This is a genomic window from Mycobacterium sp. SMC-19 (assembly GCF_045310815.1).
Lineage (GTDB): Bacteria > Actinomycetota > Actinomycetes > Mycobacteriales > Mycobacteriaceae > Mycobacterium.
The window spans coordinates 44,791-64,725 of record NZ_JBJIAM010000013.1 but is presented as its reverse complement, the minus strand read 5'-3'; the positions used below and the strand labels follow the sequence as shown (position 1 = coordinate 64,725).

At 68.3% G+C, this 19,935-nt stretch carries 18 protein-coding genes; 11 read left to right on the top strand and 7 right to left on the bottom strand.

Features of this window, described 5'->3' with window-relative positions:
- Nucleotides 1-4: 4 nt before the first annotated feature.
- Genes fadD1 through ACJH5R_RS21270 form a run of 4 tightly spaced genes read left to right on the top strand, consistent with a single transcriptional unit; the run spans nucleotide 5 to nucleotide 4,589 of the window.
- Nucleotides 5-1,609, top strand: coding sequence for a fatty-acid--CoA ligase FadD1 (gene fadD1, locus ACJH5R_RS21285; protein WP_406782847.1), 1,605 nt, complete (start codon nucleotides 5-7; stop codon nucleotides 1,607-1,609).
- Nucleotides 1,610-1,611: 2 nt separating this feature from the next.
- Complete coding sequence (locus tag ACJH5R_RS21280; RefSeq protein ID WP_406782846.1) at nucleotides 1,612-2,454, top strand: SDR family NAD(P)-dependent oxidoreductase; 843 nt, start codon at nucleotides 1,612-1,614, stop codon at nucleotides 2,452-2,454.
- A 4-nt stretch (nucleotides 2,455-2,458) separates the two neighbouring features.
- A complete protein-coding gene (locus ACJH5R_RS21275; protein ID WP_406782845.1) occupies nucleotides 2,459-3,484 on the top strand; it encodes an alcohol dehydrogenase catalytic domain-containing protein in 1,026 nt (341 codons plus the stop codon).
- Between the two features lie 34 nt (nucleotides 3,485-3,518).
- Nucleotides 3,519-4,589, top strand: coding sequence for a dihydrodipicolinate reductase (locus ACJH5R_RS21270; protein ID WP_406782844.1), 1,071 nt, complete (start codon nucleotides 3,519-3,521; stop codon nucleotides 4,587-4,589).
- A gap of 12 nt (nucleotides 4,590-4,601) precedes the next feature.
- On the opposite strand, the gene ACJH5R_RS21265 is transcribed toward ACJH5R_RS21270, so the two are convergent.
- Together ACJH5R_RS21265 and ACJH5R_RS21260 are read right to left on the bottom strand one after the other, a co-directional pair.
- Nucleotides 4,602-5,576, bottom strand: coding sequence for a pirin family protein (locus ACJH5R_RS21265; RefSeq protein ID WP_406782843.1), 975 nt, complete (start codon nucleotides 5,574-5,576; stop codon nucleotides 4,602-4,604).
- 70 nt (nucleotides 5,577-5,646) lie between these two features.
- A complete protein-coding gene (locus tag ACJH5R_RS21260; RefSeq protein WP_406782842.1) occupies nucleotides 5,647-6,063 on the bottom strand; it encodes a WhiB family transcriptional regulator in 417 nt (138 codons plus the stop codon).
- A gap of 148 nt (nucleotides 6,064-6,211) precedes the next feature.
- Here ACJH5R_RS21260 and ACJH5R_RS21255 point away from each other — a divergent pair, with 148 nt between their 5' ends.
- The 7 genes from ACJH5R_RS21255 to ACJH5R_RS21225 all read left to right on the top strand — a co-directional run bounded on the left by ACJH5R_RS21255 (nucleotide 6,212) and on the right by ACJH5R_RS21225 (nucleotide 12,085).
- Nucleotides 6,212-6,982 (top strand): helix-turn-helix domain-containing protein, encoded by a 771-nt coding sequence (locus ACJH5R_RS21255; protein ID WP_406759447.1) that lies wholly within the window; start codon nucleotides 6,212-6,214, stop codon nucleotides 6,980-6,982.
- A gap of 2 nt (nucleotides 6,983-6,984) precedes the next feature.
- Nucleotides 6,985-7,818, top strand: a complete 834-nt coding sequence (locus ACJH5R_RS21250; protein ID WP_406759446.1) for a C40 family peptidase — start codon at nucleotides 6,985-6,987, stop codon at nucleotides 7,816-7,818.
- Between the two features lie 123 nt (nucleotides 7,819-7,941).
- Nucleotides 7,942-9,252 carry a DUF4226 domain-containing protein gene (locus tag ACJH5R_RS21245; protein WP_406782841.1) on the top strand — a complete coding sequence of 437 codons (1,311 nt, stop codon included), beginning with the start codon at nucleotides 7,942-7,944 and terminating at the stop codon, nucleotides 9,250-9,252.
- A gap of 15 nt (nucleotides 9,253-9,267) precedes the next feature.
- On the top strand, nucleotides 9,268-9,585 hold the full coding sequence (locus ACJH5R_RS21240) for a type VII secretion target (protein ID WP_406782840.1): 318 nt from the start codon (nucleotides 9,268-9,270) through the stop codon (nucleotides 9,583-9,585).
- Nucleotides 9,582-9,896 (top strand): DUF2694 family protein, encoded by a 315-nt coding sequence (locus ACJH5R_RS21235; RefSeq protein WP_406782839.1) that lies wholly within the window; start codon nucleotides 9,582-9,584, stop codon nucleotides 9,894-9,896. Before ACJH5R_RS21240 ends, ACJH5R_RS21235 begins: the two co-directional genes overlap by 4 nt.
- Before the next feature lie 300 nt (nucleotides 9,897-10,196).
- Nucleotides 10,197-11,717 (top strand): DUF5631 domain-containing protein, encoded by a 1,521-nt coding sequence (locus ACJH5R_RS21230; RefSeq protein ID WP_406782838.1) that lies wholly within the window; start codon nucleotides 10,197-10,199, stop codon nucleotides 11,715-11,717.
- A 50-nt stretch (nucleotides 11,718-11,767) separates the two neighbouring features.
- Complete coding sequence (locus tag ACJH5R_RS21225; protein WP_406759441.1) at nucleotides 11,768-12,085, top strand: DUF2710 family protein; 318 nt, start codon at nucleotides 11,768-11,770, stop codon at nucleotides 12,083-12,085.
- 15 nt (nucleotides 12,086-12,100) lie between these two features.
- Here the strand turns inward: ACJH5R_RS21225 and eccA are convergent, their stop codons facing one another.
- The 5 genes from eccA to ACJH5R_RS21200 form a co-directional block, all read right to left on the bottom strand.
- Nucleotides 12,101-13,900 (bottom strand): type VII secretion AAA-ATPase EccA, encoded by a 1,800-nt coding sequence (gene eccA / locus ACJH5R_RS21220; RefSeq protein WP_406782854.1) that lies wholly within the window; start codon nucleotides 13,898-13,900, stop codon nucleotides 12,101-12,103.
- A gap of 103 nt (nucleotides 13,901-14,003) precedes the next feature.
- The gene (gene eccE / locus ACJH5R_RS21215) at nucleotides 14,004-15,563 is read right to left on the bottom strand and encodes a type VII secretion protein EccE (protein ID WP_406759440.1); all 1,560 of its coding nucleotides are present in this window, start codon (nucleotides 15,561-15,563) and stop codon (nucleotides 14,004-14,006) included.
- Nucleotides 15,560-17,242 carry a type VII secretion-associated serine protease mycosin gene (gene mycP, locus ACJH5R_RS21210; RefSeq protein WP_406759439.1) on the bottom strand — a complete coding sequence of 561 codons (1,683 nt, stop codon included), beginning with the start codon at nucleotides 17,240-17,242 and terminating at the stop codon, nucleotides 15,560-15,562. The genes eccE and mycP overlap by 4 nt, the downstream gene beginning before the upstream one ends.
- Complete coding sequence (gene eccD / locus ACJH5R_RS21205; protein ID WP_406759438.1) at nucleotides 17,227-18,825, bottom strand: type VII secretion integral membrane protein EccD; 1,599 nt, start codon at nucleotides 18,823-18,825, stop codon at nucleotides 17,227-17,229. The genes mycP and eccD overlap by 16 nt, the downstream gene beginning before the upstream one ends.
- A 5-nt stretch (nucleotides 18,826-18,830) precedes the next feature.
- Complete coding sequence (locus ACJH5R_RS21200; protein ID WP_406759548.1) at nucleotides 18,831-19,847, bottom strand: MinD/ParA family protein; 1,017 nt, start codon at nucleotides 19,845-19,847, stop codon at nucleotides 18,831-18,833.
- Nucleotides 19,848-19,935: the final 88 nt, after the last annotated feature.

Genomic DNA, 19,935 nt, shown 5'->3' with positions numbered 1-19,935 from the left:
TCCGATGGCCGAGACCATGCAGCAACTGCTCGCCGAACGCATCGGCGACACCGGGCTGGCGGTGCTCTACGACGACGCCGATGGCGGGCGGACCCGCTGGACCTGGCGGGAGTACCTCGTCCGGGCGGCGCGGCACGGGGCCGCAGTGATAGCGCGCGCCGATACCGGCCGGCCCCTGCACGTCGGTGCCCTGCTGGGCAACACCCCCGCGATGCTCACCGCGCTGGCGGCCGCCGGGCTCGGCGGATACGTGCTGTGCGGGATTAACGACACCCGTCGCGGCTCGGCGCTCGCCGGGGACCTGCGCACCGCCGATGTGCAGATCCTGCTGGTCGATGCCGAACACCGCGCGCTGCTACAGGGACTCGAGCTGCCCGGCGTCACGATCATCGACGTCGACGACCCGGCCTGGGCCAGCGAGTGCGCCGACGGCGGGGTACTCCAGCCGCATCGGCAGGTGGCGCCGCTGGACCCGTTCATGCTGATCTTCACCTCGGGCACCAGTGGTGACCCGAAGGCCGTACTGGTCAGCCACTTCATGGTGCTGGTCGCCGGGCAGAGCCTCACCGAGCGATTCGAGTTGGGCGCCGACGACGTGGTCTACCTGTCCATGCCGCTGTTCCATTCGAATGCCATCGCGGCCGGCTTCGGCCCCGCGGTGGCCGCCGGCGCGGCGATGGCGCCGGCGAAGTTCTCGGCTTCGCGGTTCTTGGACGACATCCGCGCCTACGGTGGCACCTATATGAACTACGTCGGTAAGCCGTTCGCCTACCTGCTGGCGCATCCCGAGCAGCCCGACGACGCCGACAACCCACTGCGGGTCGCCTTCGGCAACGAGGCCTCCGAGCGCGACATCGGTGAGTTCGCCCGCCGATTCGGTGTCCACGTGGTCGACGCCTTCGGCTCCACCGAGAACGCCGTCACCATCACCCGCGATGAAGGCACCCCGCCCGGTTCGGTCGGACGCGGTTTCCCCGGCGTCGCCATTTACAAGAGCGACACGAACACCGAATGCCCGCCGGCGGTCTTCGATGACCACGGTGTGCTGATCAACGCCGACGAGGCGATCGGCGAACTGGTCAACACCGCCGGCTCGGGATTCTTCTCGGGCTATTACAACAACGAGGCGGCCACTGCCGAGCGGATGCGCGACGGCATGTATTGGTCGGGCGATCTTGCCTACGCCGACGCCGACGGCTGGATATACCTGGCCGGGCGCACCGCCGACTGGATGCGGGTCGACGGCGAGAACCTGGCGGCGGCGCCGATCGAGCGGATCCTGATGCGCCACAACGACATCAACCAGGCTGCGGTGTACGCCGTGCCGGACGGCAACGTCGGAGACCAGGTGATGGCGGCACTGGTGCTGCGCGACGACGCCGCACTGAACGAAGCCGATTTCTCGGATTTTCTGGCCGCTCAAGAGGACCTCTCCCCCAAGGCCTGGCCGCGCTATGTCCGGCTGACCGCGGAGCTGCCCTCGACGGCAACCAACAAGATTCTCAAACGCATGTTGGCCGCCGACGGCACCGACGTCGGCGAGGACACGTTGTGGGCGCGTCCCGAACGCGAGCGGGCCTACCGAACCACCGCGACGACGGGAGCGTGACGATGACGACTCAGAAACCCGTGGCCCTGATCGTGGGCGGCGCGTCCGGGATCGGGTTGGCCACCGCGCACGCCCTGGTCGCTCGTGGCGACCACGTAGTGATTGCCGACATCAACGAAGAAGCGGCACGTGCCCGCGTCGCCGAACTCGCCGGTTCAGCGAGGCTCGACGGAGGAGAGGCGAAGCTGGGACCGGCGCATGGACTGGGAGGGGCGGCCACCGCCGTCGCTGCCGACGTGACCGACGAGGCCAGTGTCGCAGCGGCATTCGCACTCGCCCGCGAAACCGGTCCGGTCCGCACGGTGGTCAGTTGTGCCGGCCTGTCGATCATCGGGCCCATCGCCGACATCGAGCTGTCCGGCTGGCAGACCACCATCGATGTCTGCCTGACCGGCACCATGCTGGTGATCAAACACGCGGCCCGCAATCTCGAAGACGGCGGCAGCGTGGTCGCGATCTCCTCGCTCAACGGCCGCCAGCCCGGCACCACCATGGCCGCGTACTGCAGCGCCAAGGCCGGGGTCCTGATGCTGGTCCAGGTGGCCGCGCTGGAGCTGGGCCCCCGCGGCATCCGGGTCAACGCGGTCTCCCCCGGCCTGGTGGACACTCCCCTGGTCGCCGGCCTGGCGATGGTGCCCGGGCTCACCGACGAGTACATCGAGAACACCCCGCTCGGGCGCTCGGGTATCCCCGAGGACATCGCGCAGACCGTGGATTTCTTGACCTCGCAGCGCGCCGGCTGGATCACCGGATCGGCCTTCGACGTCAACGGCGGCGCGCATCTCAAGCGCTACCCCGACGTGCTCGGCAAAGTACAAGCGTTAGCCACAGGATTTGAAGGATGAAGCCATGCGCAGTGTCGTAATCGATGGGCCCGGGTCGATCCGAGTCGACACCCGCCCCGACCCCGAGCTGCCCGGCGCGGACGGCGCCATCGTCGAGGTGACCGCGACCGCGATCTGCGGTTCCGACCTGCACTTCTACGAAGGCGACTACCCGATCGTCGACCCGGTTCCGCTGGGTCACGAGGCGATCGGCACCGTCGTCGAGACCGGCTCGCAGGTGAACTCCGTGCGGGTCGGCGACCGGGTCATGGTTTCCTCGGTCGCGGGCTGCGGGCACTGCGACGGGTGCGGCACCCTCGACCCCATCCGGTGTCACTCGGGCCCGCAGATCTTCGGATCGGGGCTGTTGGGTGGCGCGCAGTCCGAGTTGCTTGCCGTGCCGGGAGCCGACTTTCAGCTCGCCCGCATCCCCGAGGGGATCGTTGACGCCGAAGCCCTGTTGCTCACCGACAACCTCGCCACCGGATGGGCGGCCGCGCTGCGCGCCGACATCCCGGTCGGCGGCACCGTAGCGGTGATCGGCTTGGGCGCGGTCGGCCTGTGTGCGGCACGCAGCGCGCTGTTCCTAGGCGCAGCAACGGTTCTCGGTATCGATCCGGTGCGGGCACGTCGGGAACGGGCCGCGCTGATGGGCGTGACCCCGGCAGAGCCGCCGACCACGGCCGCGGCCATGGAGCTCAGCGGCGGACGCGGCGTGGACGCGGTGATCGACGCGGTCGGCTCGGACACCACCATGTCCGACGCGCTGAACGCCATACGGGCCGGCGGGACGGTATCGGTGGTCGGCGTGCATGACCTGCAACCCTTCCCGTTCCCGGCGTTGCCGGCACTACTGCGCAGCGCCACCTTGCGGATGACCACCGCGCCGGTGCAACAGACGTGGCCGCAGCTGGTGCCGCTGCTGCAATCCGGGCGACTGTCGGTGGACGGGATCTTCACCACCGAGATGGCCTTGGACGACGCGGCCGAGGCCTATCGTGCGGTGGCGGCGCGGTCCGGAGACGTGGTGAAGGTGCTGCTCACGCCGTAGCCTGAAGCGACGCCGGGGGACGAGAGGATGGCAGATGGTTAAGCGGATCGTCGTCTGGGGCACCGGGTTTGTCGGGAAGTTGGTCATCCCCGAGATCGTCAAACATCCGCTGTTCGAACTGGTCGGCGTCGGCGTTAGCGACCCCGCCAAGGTGGGGCGTGACGTCGGTGAGATCTGCGGGATCCCCCACGTCGGCGTCACCGCCACCGACGACGTCGACGCCCTGATCGCCTTGGCGCCCGACGCCTTGGTGCACTATGGCCCGACCGCCGCGCGCGCAGGCGACAATATCGCGTTGATGTCGCGCTTCCTGCGTGCCGGCATCGACGTCTGCTCCACCGCGATGACCCCGTGGGTGTGGCCCGGCCTCAAGCTCAACCCGCCGGACCTGTTGACACCGATCACTCAAGCGTGCGAGGACGGCGGCGCATCATGCTTCACCACCGGCATCGACCCGGGCTTCGCCAACGACCTGTTCCCGATGACTCTGATGGGGGTCTGCGCCGAGGTGCGCAAGGTGCGCGCCTCGGAGTTGTTGGACTACACCAATTACACCGGTGACTACGAGAACGAGATGGGGATCGGCCGCGACCCCGACTTCCAGCCCGTGCTCAAGATCCCCGAGGTGCTGATCTTCGCCTGGGGTGGCACCGTGCCGATGATCGCGCACGCCGCCGGGATCGAGCTCGACGAGATCACCACCACCTGGGACACCTGGGTGACGCCGAACGAACGCACGACCGCCAAAGGCGTCATCGCCGCCGGCCAGGTCGCGGCGGTGCGGTTCACCATCAACGGCATCTACCGGGGAGAGACCCGTATCCAACTCGAGCACGTCAACCGGATCGGTCGAGATGCCGCGCCGGACTGGCCGGCGGGCACCCAGGACGACGTCTACCGCGTCGATATCGAAGGGACGCCGAGTATTTCGCAGGAGACGGCGTTTCACTTCACCGATGGTTCGGGTCGCGACGCGGCGACGGCCGGCTGCCTGGCCACCGGGATGCGCGCGCTGAACGCGGTGCCGGCGGTCAACGACCTTCCGCCGGGCTGGGTGACGGCACTGGACCTGCCGCTGATCCCGGGAGCGGGCACCATTCGCTGAGAGCGGGATCGGCTACCCGGTGCGGGGCCGTCGCGGCCGTAGCCGCAGCGGCGGCATCGGCGGGGCGGGCAACCGTTGCAGGCGACCCTGATAGCCGCTGACCTGGCCGAATTGCTCGTCGCCGTCTTGCCAGCGGCGCCGGAATTCGACGATCTCGTCGTGGGTGCGTCCGATGAAGTTCCACCACAGCACCAACTCTTCGCCGAACGGCACCCCGCCCAGCACCAGGATCCGGGCGGGGGAGTCGGCGGTGTTGCGCAGCGCCAGCACCGCGCGACCGGGGCCTTGATAGCCGAGCGCACCGACACCCAGAGCCGCGCCGCCGAGGCTGATCGCGCCCAGGTCGCACAGCACGCCGTGTTCGAATGCGGGATCGACGTCGAGCGCCAGTTCGGTGCGCGGATCCAGGTCGAGCTGGGCGCCCAGCAGGGGAGTGAACGACCCGACGGGGGAGCGGTACCCGGCCAGCTCGCCGAGGAACACCAGAGCCGATGCGCCGGGCAGCGAGACGGGCTCGGGCGCGAAGTGGGTGAAGTCGCGTGCGGTGTGTCGGGCGCTGTCGGGCAAGGCCACCCACAGCTGTACGCCGCGCAGGACCGGAGCCGCCCGGGGATCGACCGAGACCTCGGAGTGGCAGATGCCCGCACCGGCGGTCATCAGGTTCAGCTCGCCGGGGTTCACCACCGCGTGCACGCCGGCGCTGTCGCGGTGCTCGACGCGCCCGCTGAACAGCCAGGTCGCCGTCTGTAGTCCGGTGTGTGGGTGTGGGGGCACGTCCATGCCGCCGTCGGCGACGTCGTGAGGCCCGTAATGGTCGACGAAGCACCAGGCGCCGATCAGCGAGCGGTCGCGCTGCGGCAACGTGCGCCGGACCCCGATGGCACGCGCTCCGCCCAGTGGCACCTCACGGGGGTGCAGCACCTCGATGTGATCTTCGGGGGTTGCGGCACAGGCGAATTCAGTCGAGGTGCCCTCCAGGTTGCTCAACTGTCCACCTCCGCGCCGTGCGCCATACCGCTGGGGCGATCCTACCGACTCATGCCGTGGACCGGCTTGGTCACGCCGCTGACCGAGGGTCGATCCGCCCGGCGGGCAGGTGAAAAACCGTCGCTGTCACCGGCAGCTGCTCACGCTCGTGGTTGGTCAACAGTGTCTGGTTGTCGGGCAGCTCGCGGGTGTTGATCTCGCCGGCGGCGATCGCGAGCAGCAAGGCGTGGGCCCGGGCCAGTTCGGCCCGCTTGCGGTACTGGCCGCCGGGCAGCTTCACGCCGGCCCACACCCCGTACTCCTCGCCGCGTTCCACGGCGAGCGCCGCGCACCGGCGCTGCTGCGCCAGCGGGCAGCGTCGCAGGCACTGCAACCGCGCCTCGGTGGACGACTGTTCATAGGCCCGGGCCTTGGCGGCGCCGTCGGACGCGTCGGCATCCGGGTAGCCGAACCACAGTTCGGGATTGGCGGAGCAGGGGGGTGCCATCGGAAGGACCTCCTCGGGACAGACCGGATAACGTAGATGGAAACGTATACGATCGAATACGACAAACGCAACAGAAGTTGATAAAAACATATATGTAAGTAGTGAAGGGCCAGGCTGTGTACTATCCGTCCATGGCCGGGGCGCAACAATGAGCCGCGAAGCGGCGGGTGCGGCCATTCGAGCACTGCGGGAAGCGCGTGACTGGTCGCTGGCCGACCTCGCAGCAGCCACCGGCGTGAGCATCATGGGGTTGAGCTACCTGGAGCGTGGCGCCCGGAAACCCCATAAAGGCACAGTTCAGAAGGTTGAAAATGGTCTTGGCCTGCCGCCGGGCACCTATTCTCGGCTCCTGGTAGCGGACGACGCGGACGCCGAACTGGCTCAGCTGACCTCCGCCGCCGGGCCGCAAACGTCCGCCGCCCGCCCCGCCGGGGCCATCGTCGTCGACCGCCACAGCGACACCGAGGTGCTGGAGGGATACGCCGAGGCGCAGCTCGATGCGCTCCGTTCGGTGATAGCGAGACTTCCTTCGGAAGCATCAGACGAATACGAGACGTATATTCTTTCCGTGATCACGCAGTGCGTGAAGGCGGAGATGCTCGCGGCCAGCTCCTGGCGGGTGGCGGTCAACGCGGGCGCCGATCACGCCGCCCGACTGATGGGGCACCTACAGGCCCTGGAAGCCACCCGCATCGACCTACTGCAACGGATGCCCGGCAGCCTGACCGCCCGCTTCGACCGGGCCTGCGCACAGTCGTCGCTGCCCGAACCGGTGATCGCGGCGTTGATCGGCGTCGGCGCCGAGGAAATGTGGGACATCCGCAACCGAGGTGTCATTCCGCCCGGGGCGCTGGCCCGAGTCCGCGCATTCGCCGACGGATCCATGGACGCGACAGATGGTGGCGACGAAGGGGGATAACGGTGAGCAATGGTGAGTTGGAGCTACTGACGCGCGCCAATGAGCTGTTCGCGGGCAATCCACGGCCCGTGTCACTGGAGTCCGGGGTGGACCGCTACGCCCAGCTGTTGGAGCGCAACGCCAACATCGCTACCGGTGCCGCCCATGACCGGTACCGCACAGCAGTGCTTTCCCAACGGGATCTGTTGTTGGCCAACGCACGTACCGATGCACAAGCCACAACGATGCTGGCCGCCGTGATTGCCGACCACGCTCGGGCTCACCAGCAGACCGGCGGCGTCATTTCCGCTGCCCGCGCAGACTCGGCAGTGGCCGCCGACACGCCTCTGGCGCACCGGGAGGCGATGCGCCGGAGGGCGGCACGACTACGCGCCCAACATGCCCACGTCGTCTCGGCGCAACATCGCGCGCGTGCCCACCGTACGGGGCTGCGGCGGCTGCGCTACCGGGGGGCGCGGCGGCGGCCCGTGGGTTTGGATCGATTGCGGCTGCCCAACACTCGTGCCGGGTTGGCGGTACGCGCCGCACTGTCGCGGCTCGGCAGACCCTATGTGTGGGGCGCGACCGGTCCAGACCGGTTCGACTGCTCCGGGCTGACCCAGTGGGCGTATCGTCAGGCCGGCGTGCCACTGTCGCGCACTACCTATACCCAGATATACGAAGGAATCTCGGTACCACGCTCCCAGATTCGGCCCGGCGACCTGGTGTTCCCCAGCACCGGACACGTTCAGCTCGCGATCGGTGGCAACCGGGTGATCGAAGCCCCGCACGCCGGAGCAACAGTGCAGATCAGCCCCCTCGGCGCGCATGTGGCGATTCGCCGCCCGGTGCCGTGATCGGCTTGTCCACAACGGGTTCCCGGGTGAATTGCCGGCCCCGGTGGGCGTCGGTACAGTCACCGGCCATGAAGCGGTCAGCTCCCGAGCGTCGGCCCGGCGCAGCGATGTTGGGCTGAGGAGATGGCTACCCGCGACGATGTGCGCGATGCGATCGACCGCATCGAAAGGGCCGGGCGCGCGGGTGAGGCGACACGCATGGCCCAGGCGGCACTGACCCTGCCGTTGCCGCCATCGGGCTACGACAGCGTCCTGAGCCGCTTGCGCTCGGCGTATCCGGCGCCCGGTGATCAACAACAGGGCCGGTCGGCGTCAGCCATGAGGCAGGCCGAAGCGGCTCTGGCGCAGCAACTGTCGAGTACCGCGAACTTTGACCGGCAGATCATCGAAGCGCTGCGCCACGCACACAAGACGACGCTGGCAGGCAGACGTCGCCTCGACGACCTCGAGTCAGAGATTGCCGGTGCCGCACGATCGTGGGACCTGAGCACCGCCGCGGGCGCACGCGAGTTCCAGAGATTCTTGATCGGGAAATTGGGGCAGATCATCGCCGTCGTCGAAGAGTCCAACGACGATGACGTCTCCAAGCAAGAGCTCGCCACCGCCTTGACGGCGCTGTATGCGGCCGCGCAATCGGATGATCGCGCCGGCCCGACGCCCGCCGAGGATGAGCAGGCGCTCCCGCCGGATCCGGCTACCGATCCTTACCTGGACGTATTGGCCGACGACGAGCCCGAGGCCGATGACCCGGAGACCCGGCAGGGGCTGCCCCAATTGCCCACGCCGATGGTCCCGGGCCTAGGTGCCGATGGGCCGGGCTTCGGTGCGATGCCGGCCGCTATGCCCGCAGGATTTCCGTTGACCGGCCTGGCGCCTGGAGTGGGCCGTGACGATCCGCCCGCCGAGGAGTTCGGGCCCGACGATGCAGCTGCCGCCGAAGCGCCCGAGGGTGCCGACGCCGAGGCGGTTGACGGTGATACGTCGACGCAGAACCCGGGGGAGCAGGACCCCGTGAGCGTGCGGTTGCCCGACGGCGAGACCATGACCGTAGCCAACCCGCGACTGGCTGCGGCGATGCAGGCCGTCGCCGACGGAGAGCCAGTGGTGGAGGCGTTTCGGAGCCAGGGCATCCACATCCCGCCGCCCGGCACACCGGTGGTCGCCGCAGTCGATGTGGCCGGCCTGCGGCCGGGCGACATCGGCGTGTTCACCGACCGCCATGCCCTTGCTGTCGGCGCGGGCAAGGCGCTGCTCGACGGGCAGGTGCACCTCGTCGAGAATCTGCGTGGCCCCGGATTCCTGGGATGGCAGCATCCGCCGGCCGCGGCCCAGGAGCCCGCGCCGCCCGCCGATCCGGCAGAGACCAGGCCGGCGCGGGCGCTCAATGGCCACCTGAGCTTGAAAAAGCCGGCTCCAACAGTCATCGTCGATTAGCCAGGAAGGTGGAACATGCCCGAGAAGATCCACGTCAATCAGGACGTTCTGACCAACGCGGCCGGGAACCATCAAGAGGCGTCGGACTACCTGTCCACCGTTTCGGCCTCACACGAGGGAATCCAGGCGACCCTGAACTCGCTCGGTCCGATCTACGGCGACTTTCGCCAGGCGGCCGCGTCGTTGCTCGACGCACGCAAGGACTGCTACGACGACCAGTCCAGCGAGCATTCGACGGTGTCCGACAATCTGAACCGCGCGGCGGCGACGTGGAACAAGAATGAAGACGATGCCGCCAGTGCCTTCAGGCACCTCACCGACGGGCGCCGATGACTGAGCCGAATCCGGCATTCGACACGCTGCACCCCAGTGGTGATGTGCTGTTCCGGTCTTGTCGCGGCGGCTATCTGCACAGTGTGGTGCTCACTGAGGCGGTGATGGACACGGACGTGCATCGGCTGGCAGAGGCTATCGTCCTGGCAGCGGACGTCTCGTTTCTCAAGGCGGCGTTAGAGATCCGGGGCGAGATCGTCACCACCGGGCACGCACCCTCGGCCGCGGTGCCCACCAATGACGATCTGAGGATAGCTGCCGAGCGGCTGTCGGCCCACAAACTGCACCCGGGCGGGAAAACAGGTCGCTAAAGAACCCATCTTCCGGCGACCTCAGCGTTGGGTGCGATGTTTGCCGGAGGATCAACCACCGTGTCGCCAAACAGGTTTCGGGCCCGCTCTAGCAGGGCGAGTACCTCGCTCAACTGCGCTGCACACCCCGTCCCGGGGGACCCGACATCAGCCACGATTTGCACGCTACCGACCGGCTCGGGCGCTGACAATTCACCGCGCACAGTGGTTGTGCAAAGAAGTCCGAACAGTGTGGGCGGCGCGGCCGGGTGAGGGCGAATTCGGACCAGAGCGCCAGGACGGCAACGGTACGCTTGCGCGGTGGCACTCTTCGGTCGGCGGTCGGCGCGGCAGCGTCTCCGGAACGCGGCACGGGAATCACTGACGATCCCGGCCTTCAGCGCGCCGGTCGACTGCAGTTCCTGGGTGCTCGGCGGTCTGTGGCCCGCCGAGCTGGCGACGGTCACCCCCGAGACAGCGCCGCTTGCCGACTATCTCAACGCCGACCTGCAGCGAATCGCGCATTCGGCCAACGAGAAGCTCTCCGCCATCAGTCGATCAGATCTGGCCGGCCCGGCCCGTCAAGCCGCCGAGTCCCGGGTCATCAATGTCGCCAGGGCTTTCGCCGTGCTCCGGGTGGAGTCGACGGTGCGCCTACTTCACAAGGAGGCCTTGGAGTTCGGCAGGGAGTACATCAGCCTCGACGCGGCCCCGGCCCCGGCCCCGGTTCGGTCTCCGATCCCGGCGCCGGTCCAGGCCGAACCGGTCGAGATGCCACGCCCGCCCGATCCGCCCGAGGAACCTTCGGAGGTATCTGCCCAACGGGCGCGTCATCGGCAGCCGGAAACCTTCGCCGCCGAGCCTAAGGCGGCGCCACTCGACCCGCTGCCGGCGACTGCGCCGCCGCCGGCACCAGAGGTAGCCACGACGCCGGAGGTACTCGAACCCGAGCTCCCCGCTGAGCCGTACGTTCCGCCGCCGAGCGTGATCGAGAGCGCCGAGGACGAGCAACCACCGGTGGTCGCATTCCCGACCGAAGCGATCGAGGCCTCGCCGGTCGAGCCGGTCTTCGTCTCGCCGGTTGAGCCGGTTGTCCTCCCGCCGGTCGAACCGGTCGTCCTCTCGCCGGCCGAACCGGCTCCCGCAGCCCCGGAACCACCCGCGGCGGCCCAGCCCGAACCCGTCGCGCCGGCGGTCGCCGAATCCGACGAACAGCGACTCCAGCGTCTGCTTGCCTTCGTCGCCCGTCAGGAACCCGGACTGCGCTGGGCGATTGGTACCTTGGCCGACGGCACCACCCGACTGGTCACCGACATCGCCAACGGATGGATTCCCTCGGGGATCGAGCTGCCGGAGGGGGTACAGCTGCTGGAACCCGGCCGTCGGAACGGAACCGCCACCGAGATGCTGGGCAACCCGACGGAGTCGGCCAGCTACAGCCCCGGCGATCGTCTCGGGTGGGCGAGTGATTTCGCCGTGACCGACACCTCGGTACAGCCCCGCACGCTGGCGCCCATCGCCGATCTCGGTTGGCAGCTCAGCGAGGCCACTCACTGGCGCGAAGGAATTCCGCGGATGGCCAACACGCTGGCGAAGGCGGGCGCCGCCGGCACGGGTGTGGTGGACGCCGAAATCGACTTATTGCGTGTGCATCTGGACACCATGCGCTACCAGCTGTTGGCGCAGTATCCCGACTCCGATATCGCCTTGGTGCTGAACTGCATGCTGTTGGCCGCCACCGAAGGCATCGCGACCGGAGACACGGTCTCGGCCAATTACCACTACGGCTGGTTTCGGACGCTGAACGTACCACCGGCGAGCTTGTGGGATTCACAGACATAGCCGGCGTCGATGAATTGACGCTGTTCACACCGGCTGGACATACTTAGCCAATGTCGGGGGCGGAGAGCCGCGCGGAACTCAGCGACAAGGACCTCGTTGAGTCCGTGTTGCGGGATCTGCGCGAGGCCGCCGAGAAATGGGAAGCGCTGGTAGCCGAGGCTGAGAACACAACCTACAGCGTAGATCTCGGAGATGTCCGTGCTGTGGCCAACTCCGATGGGCGGCTGCTCGAGCTGACGTTGCACCCGTGTGTGGTCAGCGATTACACCTACAGCGAGTTGGCGGACCGCCTCAATCTCGTGTTCGCCGCACTGCGCGAGGAAGCCCAGTCGGATTTCGAGACGCGATACGGCGCCAGCCCGGTCTGACAGTGGCTTGCCGTTCTACCAGTTCAGAGCGGCCATCTCGCGTTTGGTGTGGCACACGGCGCGCACGGCGGCGTCGATGTCGACCGCGGTGATGGTCTTGAGGTCGTCGATCGTCACTGGCTTCCCGGCACGCTTTTGGGCGGCTACCCGGGTATCGCGGGCCAGTTCGGCTTCCTCAATCACGTTGCGAGCGAACCGCCCGTTGTGCATGACGTTGATGCCATGCTCACCGCGCGGGCTGACGTAGCCACGGATCGTGGTCACCATATCCAGGAACCGCTGGCGCGCTTCGGGATTCAGTTCGGTCGCGCGACTGGATCCGTAGCGTTCACCGATCTCGACGATCTCTTCGGGTGAGTAGGACTCGAACCGGATCTTGCGATTGAACCGGCTGGCCAGGCCGGGGTTGACGGTCAGGAATTCATCGACCTGGTCTTCATAGCCGGCCGCCAGGAAACAGAAGTCGAAGCGGTGCTTCTCCAGCGCGATCAGCAGTTGGTTGACGGCCTCCATACCGATCATGTCCGGAGTCCCGTCCTGGTGACGTTCCACCAGCGAATAGAACTCATCCATGAAAAGGATTCCACCCAAGGCCTTTTCGATCAGTTCATTGGTCTTGGGACCGGACGATCCGATGTGCTCGCCGCAGAAGTCCGAACGGCGCACCTCGGTGATCTCCGGGTTACGCACGATACCCATGCCGGCGTAGATCTTGCCCAGCGCTTCGGCGGTGGTGGTTTTGCCGGTGCCGGGCGGGCCCACCAGCAGCATGTGGTTGGTCTGGCCTTCCACGGGTAGGCCGTGTTCGAGTCGCATGGCACGGACCTCGAGCTGGTCCTCCAACGCCTTGACCGCGCGCTTGACCTCCGCCAGGCCGACCTGTTTCTCCAGCTCGGCGCGCCCCTGCTCCAGCAGCTCAGCACGACGGTCCAGCGCATTGTGCTCGTCGAGTTCCGCACGACTCTTTGCCGAGCCGGCGTCCCAACGGTCGGTACGACTGTCGATGATCTGTTCCTCGGTGACCACCAGGCGCAGATTCGGTTCGGCGAGCGCGGCCTTGGCCGGTTCGGTCAGCACACCGTTGATGGCCGCCTTGGACAGCCAGACCTGCGCCTTGTCCTCTTCGCCGAGCTGGCGGTGCACCATGCCGCGCAGGTAGGCGAGATCGGCAGCCAGCAAGGGGATCTCGCTGGGGTTGATCGACGCGGTCAGCACACCGGCCGGAAACCGCTCCGAGGAACGCGTCTGCCCGGTGATGTCGACGCGATCCAGCCAGTCCAGCGCCACCCGGCCCTGGCCCAGATGCGCGGCCGCGTAGCCGGCCAGGGCGCACACCGACGCGGTGACCGCCGGCATGACGATCGCGCGGTCGGGGAGTTCTTCGGCGGCCACGGTCAGCAGATCCGGCCACCGCTGGGTGACGAACATCAGGTAGGCGCGGCCGAGCTGGTGCCACTGGTGGTTGATCCAGCTGTCCAGCAGGGCTCTGTCGGTCAGCAGGGCGTCGGCGCGTTCGTATTCACCCGCGACGGTGAGCGCTGATGCCAGGGCCAAACCCACATGCGAGGCATCGGTCACCGTGATCGACAGATACGGCCCCAGCGGAATCTGAGCGGCCAGGTGCCGCCCCAGCCGAGTGGTCTCCTTGTGCAGCCAGTCGCTGTTGGCATAGAGACGCTTGAGGGTGTCCAGGTCGGTGTCGCCGCAGGCGATGCGGCCCAGCCACGCGTCGGCCATGGAGGGATCGGCTTCGGTTGCCGCGACGAAGTCGGACAACGCGTCGGGGGTGCCGTAGCGCCCGTCCATGCTCACCATGGCCCGGTCGAAGTGTCGACGGGCCGCCAGCAAGTCACTCAATGTCTGTCGTCCTCTGTCGCGCGTCCAGGTTCTCTCCGCTGACAACCGATGCGGTGCGGTGTCATCGCGACGACATCGGGGCCAGCGCCTCCGGGCTGCAGTACCGGTTTTCCGCCCGGAACAACTCCACCGTAGCCAGCCACGATTTTCCGCCGGCCGCAACCCGTACCGCGTTCCGGTCGATCTGCTCGATACTGACCTCGACCGCATCCGGTGGTGGGGGCGGTGTCCCGGGTGGCGCCACCGTGATCACGGTGGCCGGCCGCGGTGACGGCGCGATCGGCCCGTCCACCACGCTGACGGTGCTGCGCGGAGTCGGCCTCGACTCACCGACCACGGCCACCTCGGGCATTCGGACGCTGGCCCAGCGGGCCTTGTCCTGGGTATGCACACAGACCCGTTCCCCGGCGCCGGCCGCCCGGATGACGATGCGCTTGGCGATCAGGTCCTCGGCGGCGATGAACACCCGGCTCAACTCGCCTGAGTCGGTCAGCGGCACCATCAGCCGGTCGCCGTTTGCCAACTTGCCGATCAGGACGCCCGACGGACCGATCTCGATGGGCAGGTTCGCCGGTAACCGGCCGGGCCGCAGGCCGCGTAACCGCGGGCGGGGGGCGCACATGTTCGCCTCCAGCGCGGCGGCCTGTTCCCCGTTGAGCCGGCGCAGCACCACCGCCGGGGGAGTCGGGGCCGGCTGCGGTGTTTGCAGGGTGACGGTGGCCGTACACGTTCCATCCGGGAACACCGTGACGTTCTGGATCACCTCATCGACCGGCAGAGTCCATGCCTGGGCCAGTAGCTGGGCACTGATCTGGCGGGCCGGATAGGCATAGGTGGTCACCCAGCCGCCCTCGGTGCGCAGCGTCTTCCAGCGCTCGGCGCCGGCCTGCAGGGAACTCCCGCCGAGCCGCCGATCCAGTTCGACCAGGTCGCTGGCGGTAGCCACCCGGGTGCGCAGGCCCTCGCAACGCAGCAGGCCGGCAATCCGTTGCGCCACAGCGACCGCGGTGGCACCCAGTGTGGTGCGCCAGCGAAGCGCCGCGGTGTTGTCGATGACCCGCAATCGCAGCAGCAGCCAGGTCTCCCGCTGGCCGGCATACGGTGGTGTGCCGATCTCTGTGTCGTAGACCCGCGGGAAGTCGCCGGTGGTGGCGCGGCGCGCCCCGATGCTGATCACGCTCATGGACTCCAGCACCAGCCCGAGCGCGTGACGCAGCATCGGCAGCAGCTCGGCGACGTCCACGACGTTGTCGGTCTCCACGTTCACCGAGCCGGTGGCCACCGTCGCCGCATGCGCCCGGCCCAGCAGGTGGACTGCCACCACCGCCACACCGTCGGAGATGCGCACCCCGCCGCCGGCGCGGTTGTTGGCCACCGTGATTGGCTCGCTCCAGGCGGCCTTCGACGGGCGCCGCAACCACAGCCGGGCCCACGACCACGCCGGCTGGCCCCACCACGGCACCAGCACCACCAGCACCGCCACCAGGACCGCCACCGCGGCGCCGACCAGTCCGCCCAGCGTCCAGCCGGCCAGACCGCACAGTGCGATCGTCGCCGCGCACAGCAGCCGCCGGTTGCTCGACGCAGTGAACCCGGTCAGCCGGACCCGGTTCTGGCTCACTTGGTGGCCCTCCGGATCCGCGCGGTGATCGCGGCGGCCAGGACGGTCGCGGCGATCACGCCGAGGAACCCCAGCGCAACGGTCCGGGCCCGATGATCCGGCGGCGGTGGCGGCGGAGCCGGGGTGATCACCCGCTGCTGCGACCCCGGCGCCAGCGGGTCACCCGCCGGCACGTTGAACGTCAGCGCCGCCACCGGGTCGACCAAGCCGTAGCCCACCCGGTTGTCGACGCCGGCGGGCGGATTGTGGGCGGTCTGCATGATCCGGTTGATCACCTGATGCGCGGTGAGCTGAGGGTATTTCGCCCGGACCAGGGCGGCCACGCCGCTGACGTAGGCGGCCGAGAAGCTGGTGCCCCAGAACGGCATGTTCTTCTCGCCGACCCGAATCGGGGGGTAGGCGTTGACCGGCACACCGCCCTGCGGCGACAGGCCCATCACGTGGGTGGCCGGCGCGGCCACCCCCACCCAGGGACCGGCCATGCTCTTGTCGATCGGCGCCCCGGTGGCATCCACGCCGCCCACCGACAGGACATAGTCCGAGAACCACGACGGGCTTGAGATCACCTTGACCTGGTTCCAGTCCCGCGGATCGCTCGGGTTCAGCGGGTCGAACATCGGGTTGTCGGCGCAGCCGGCTTCGCCGACATTGCCGGCGGCCGCGACGACCACCGCGTCCTTGACCGTCGCCGCGTACCACAGCGCCGCCCCCAGCACCTGTTGGTCGAGTCCGGCCGCCACCTGGACGCAGGAGGTCACCGAAATATTGATCACCTTGGCGCCCAGGTCGGCCGCGTGGACGACGGCCTTGGCCAGCGTGGCCAGCGTGCCGGCTTTCACCCGCTCGTCGTCGTAGCCGAACCGTTGCGGGTTGACCGGCTCGAACGCCCGGGACGACTGGCGGATCGAGATGACGGTGGCGTGCGGTGCCACCCCGACGACACCGTCGGGGGCGCCCGGTGGGGGCGGGGGGACCGCCGGCTCGTCCTCGGTCTGCGGATCGGCCGGCCCCGAGGCCGGTGCCACGGCACCCTCCGGCGGTGGGGGAGGCGGGGGCGGGGGTGGTGGCGGTGCCACCTGGGTGATGGTCACCGGAGCCGGGATCGGCGGCGGTGCCGGCGGGCCGGGCACATCGGCCGGCGGCAGAGGTTCGCCGATACTCGGTGGCGGACCGGCCGGCGGGGGGAAGGCGGGGACCTCCGGCATCGGGCGGGGCATCGGCAGCACGCCCAGCGGGGCCGCGGCGATGATCGAGGCGGCGATGGTGCCGTGCGCATCGCAGTCCTGCAGACCGCCCAGGCCCTCAGCGCCACCCATGATGTAGTCGCCGCCGGCGACCGCCGGTAGCCGGGGGTTCGGTGTGACGCCGGTGTCGATCACGGCCACCGGAACGCCGTTGCCGGTGGAGTACTGCCATGCCGCGGCGATCCCCAGCATGTCGAATCCGGGTGCCAGCTGGGCCACATCGGGGTTGCTGACGGTGATCGGCACACTGCAGGAATTCGAGCGCCGCATCGGCTGGTCCGGCCCGGGTACGCCGTCGGCGGGCACCAGGGCCGGATCGACGGACGGCGGCTCGATCGCCTGCGCCATCGGGGAGCCGCTCGACAGACTCACCAGCAGCATCACCGCGGTGACCGCGGCCCCGCGGGCGCGCAGGCGATTCAGTTGCGCACCCACACGAACAGTCCTCCCAGCCAAGCGCCAAGCACCCCCACCACGATGAACGCCAGTACTTCGAGCCATTCGACGGCCAGCCGGATCCAGGGCACGAACTTGGTCTCCGGGACCAACAGTCCGGCGGCCACCCCGAGCCCGGCGAAGACCGCTACGGCGGCGGCCGGCCATAAGAACCCCCCGGCGGTGTCGCCCGGGTTCGCCAGTGCGTATTTCACGATTCCGGTCAGAACGGCCGCGCACGCCCCGCCCACCAGGGCGATCGCCTGGACACGGCCGGCGAAACCACGACCCTGGGTGATGAACAGGCCCGCCACCAGACCGCACAGCGCCAGCGCGCCGCGCGGCCGGGCCCCGCCCGGGTCCAGCACCATCCACACCGCGATCGGCAGCGCCGTGGCGATCGCGACACACATCCCGACCTGCACCGCGTTGATCAACCGCGCCGAGGCCGCGATCGCGGTACCGCGCGCCGAGATATCGACCAGGTCGTCCTCGTCGTCCTCGCCGTCCTCCGGGGTGACGGGAGAGACCGTGTCGATCGGCATATTGGCGCGGCGGGCGAACAGGTCCCGCCCGGTGATCGAACCGAAGTACGGTGGCCGCACCCGCGCCACCCACAGCGCGATCGTCGGCGACATGCGCAACAGGATCAGCAGGCCCAGCAGCATGCAGATACCGATGACCTGCGGCGATACCGGATGCCACATCCGCGCGGCGGCCACCGCCCCGCCGATTCCCGCGGCGGTGACGATCGCGGTGGCCACCGCGGTCTGCGAACGCAGCAGCACACTCAGGCCGATCGCGCCCAACGCCAGGACCGTCACCCCGATCATCAGGTGGGGCGCGCCCAGGGCCCCGGGTGCCGCGCACAGCGCGGCGCAGGACAGCGCGACCACCGCCAGCCAGCCGAATCCGCTGAACAGGTCGTCGCGGGCGGGCCAGTTCCGCCGGATCACCGTGGCACCGAGCGCCAGCAGTCCGCCGAGGCCGGCCAGGACCGCGGCGGGGGGCCAGCTGTCGCTGAACATTCGGGCCCGAACCGCCAGCGCCGACAGCACCACCACGGCCATGGCCATCAGCCCGATCGCGGTGTGCGCGGCGGTCAACGCGGTGACCGGGGCGAACATCCGATCGACCTTGACGTTGAGCAGCCGGGTCACGGTCTGCTCGTCGGCCTTGTGCCCACACTCCTGGCACTTGATCTCGGGTTGGGTGCCCAGGCGGCGGGCCGTCGCGGCCAGGGCGCTCGACAGCGATTCGTACTGCGGCTCGAAGGAGTCGCCGCCCACCGCCGGGACCAGGACCAGGGTGTCGCCGTCCTGAACGCCCAGGTCGTCGAGGCTGCGCGTGATGTCCAGCCGTACGCCGTTGACTTTATGCAGTTCGTAACTGCCCGGGGGGAGAGCCACCCCGTCGAAACCGTGGTGCCGCAGATCCTCGTCGAGCAGCTCGACCATTCCCTCGAAGAATTCCTCCACCGGAATACCGGCCGGGAAGACCTGGGACACGAGGTGTTTGTCGTATGCGAGACTCACCGCACAGCGTGCCGGAAACGCGACTTTAGCTGGTGTCGGAGAAGTCACCGCGCTTACCTTTCGGTGTCGGGCACGAACTTGTCGGCCAGACCGGCGGTTATTTCAAATAACCGCAGCCGGGTCTTCTTTTTCACCTCGTTGTGGACGTCGATGATTCCGCCCTTCGCCAGATGGGCGTCATACGGCATGACCTCCACCGTGGCGCCGGTTTTGCTGAACCGTTCGGTCAGATAGGCCACCGCGGCGCTGTCCTCGCCTTGCGCGGAGTGGTTGAGGATCACCGTGGCCCGGGACACCAGCTCGTGGTGACCCTGCGAGGCCAGGTAGTCCACCGCCCGCAGCACCGGCCGGGACTGGTCCGCGGTGATTCCGGAGACGAAGACCAGCGTGTCGGTGTTCTCCAACACCGGCTTCATGACCGGGTGCTCCAGGTCTGCCGCGGTGTCGACCAGGATCACGTTGTGGGTTCGCCGCAGCCGCGACAACACCCCGCTGAACATGGCCGGGACGAGCGGGCGGAGCTGATCCGAGGTGCGGTTGCCGGCCAGGACGTCCAAGCCGACGGCGTTTTGCCCGAGGTGTTCACGGATATCGGAATACCCCTGTACGTCGGTGTCGCTCAGAACGGCCGAGTAGTCACCGGGCGGGTGCTCGTCGATGCGATCGGACAGGGTTCCGAAGCCCGGAACAGCGTCAATCGCGATCACATTTTCCGGTCGGCATTCCCGAAATACGCTGCCGATAGCGGCGGTCATCGTCGTCACGCCGGTGCCGCCCTTTCCGGACACCAACGTGATCACGTACTGACGCCGGATGTGCCGACGAATTCTATTGCGCAAATCACGGTAATGACGTTCGCGCGGAGATTCGCCTGGATTAATAACTTTCGCCGACACGACATAGACCAGTTTGCGCCAGCCCGAACCGGGCGGAATCTTGCGTGGTGTCGCCAGGTCGGAAATGCGCATAGAGTCCGATACGGAATCCCGGTAGCGGTGACCGGATGTCGGATCCCACCGCCCGGATGAGCCTTCGTCAGGCATATTCTGGCTATTCCATGGGCTCGTCACGTGCGTGATGTTAACACGGCTGCTGATTCGGCGTTTGCAACGTTTCTGACGGTGGACGGTAATGCACGGTAATGGTGAAGATGTGAAT

Bases quoted from the DNA above. Each gene is read 5' to 3' on its own strand.
- fadD1 (WP_406782847.1), top strand. From the start codon at position 5: ATGGCCGAGACCATGCAGCAACTGCTCGCCGAACGCATCGGCGACACC.
- ACJH5R_RS21280 (WP_406782846.1), top strand. From the start codon at position 1,612: ATGACGACTCAGAAACCCGTGGCCCTGATCGTGGGCGGCGCGTCCGGG.
- ACJH5R_RS21275 (WP_406782845.1), top strand. From the start codon at position 2,459: ATGCGCAGTGTCGTAATCGATGGGCCCGGGTCGATCCGAGTCGACACC.
- ACJH5R_RS21270 (WP_406782844.1), top strand. From the start codon at position 3,519: ATGGTTAAGCGGATCGTCGTCTGGGGCACCGGGTTTGTCGGGAAGTTG.
- ACJH5R_RS21260 (WP_406782842.1), bottom strand. From the start codon at position 6,063: ATGGCACCCCCCTGCTCCGCCAATCCCGAACTGTGGTTCGGCTACCCG.
- ACJH5R_RS21255 (WP_406759447.1), top strand. From the start codon at position 6,212: ATGAGCCGCGAAGCGGCGGGTGCGGCCATTCGAGCACTGCGGGAAGCG.
- ACJH5R_RS21245 (WP_406782841.1), top strand. From the start codon at position 7,942: ATGGCTACCCGCGACGATGTGCGCGATGCGATCGACCGCATCGAAAGG.
- ACJH5R_RS21240 (WP_406782840.1), top strand. From the start codon at position 9,268: ATGCCCGAGAAGATCCACGTCAATCAGGACGTTCTGACCAACGCGGCC.
- ACJH5R_RS21235 (WP_406782839.1), top strand. From the start codon at position 9,582: ATGACTGAGCCGAATCCGGCATTCGACACGCTGCACCCCAGTGGTGAT.
- ACJH5R_RS21225 (WP_406759441.1), top strand. From the start codon at position 11,768: ATGTCGGGGGCGGAGAGCCGCGCGGAACTCAGCGACAAGGACCTCGTT.
- eccA (WP_406782854.1), bottom strand. From the start codon at position 13,900: ATGGTGAGCATGGACGGGCGCTACGGCACCCCCGACGCGTTGTCCGAC.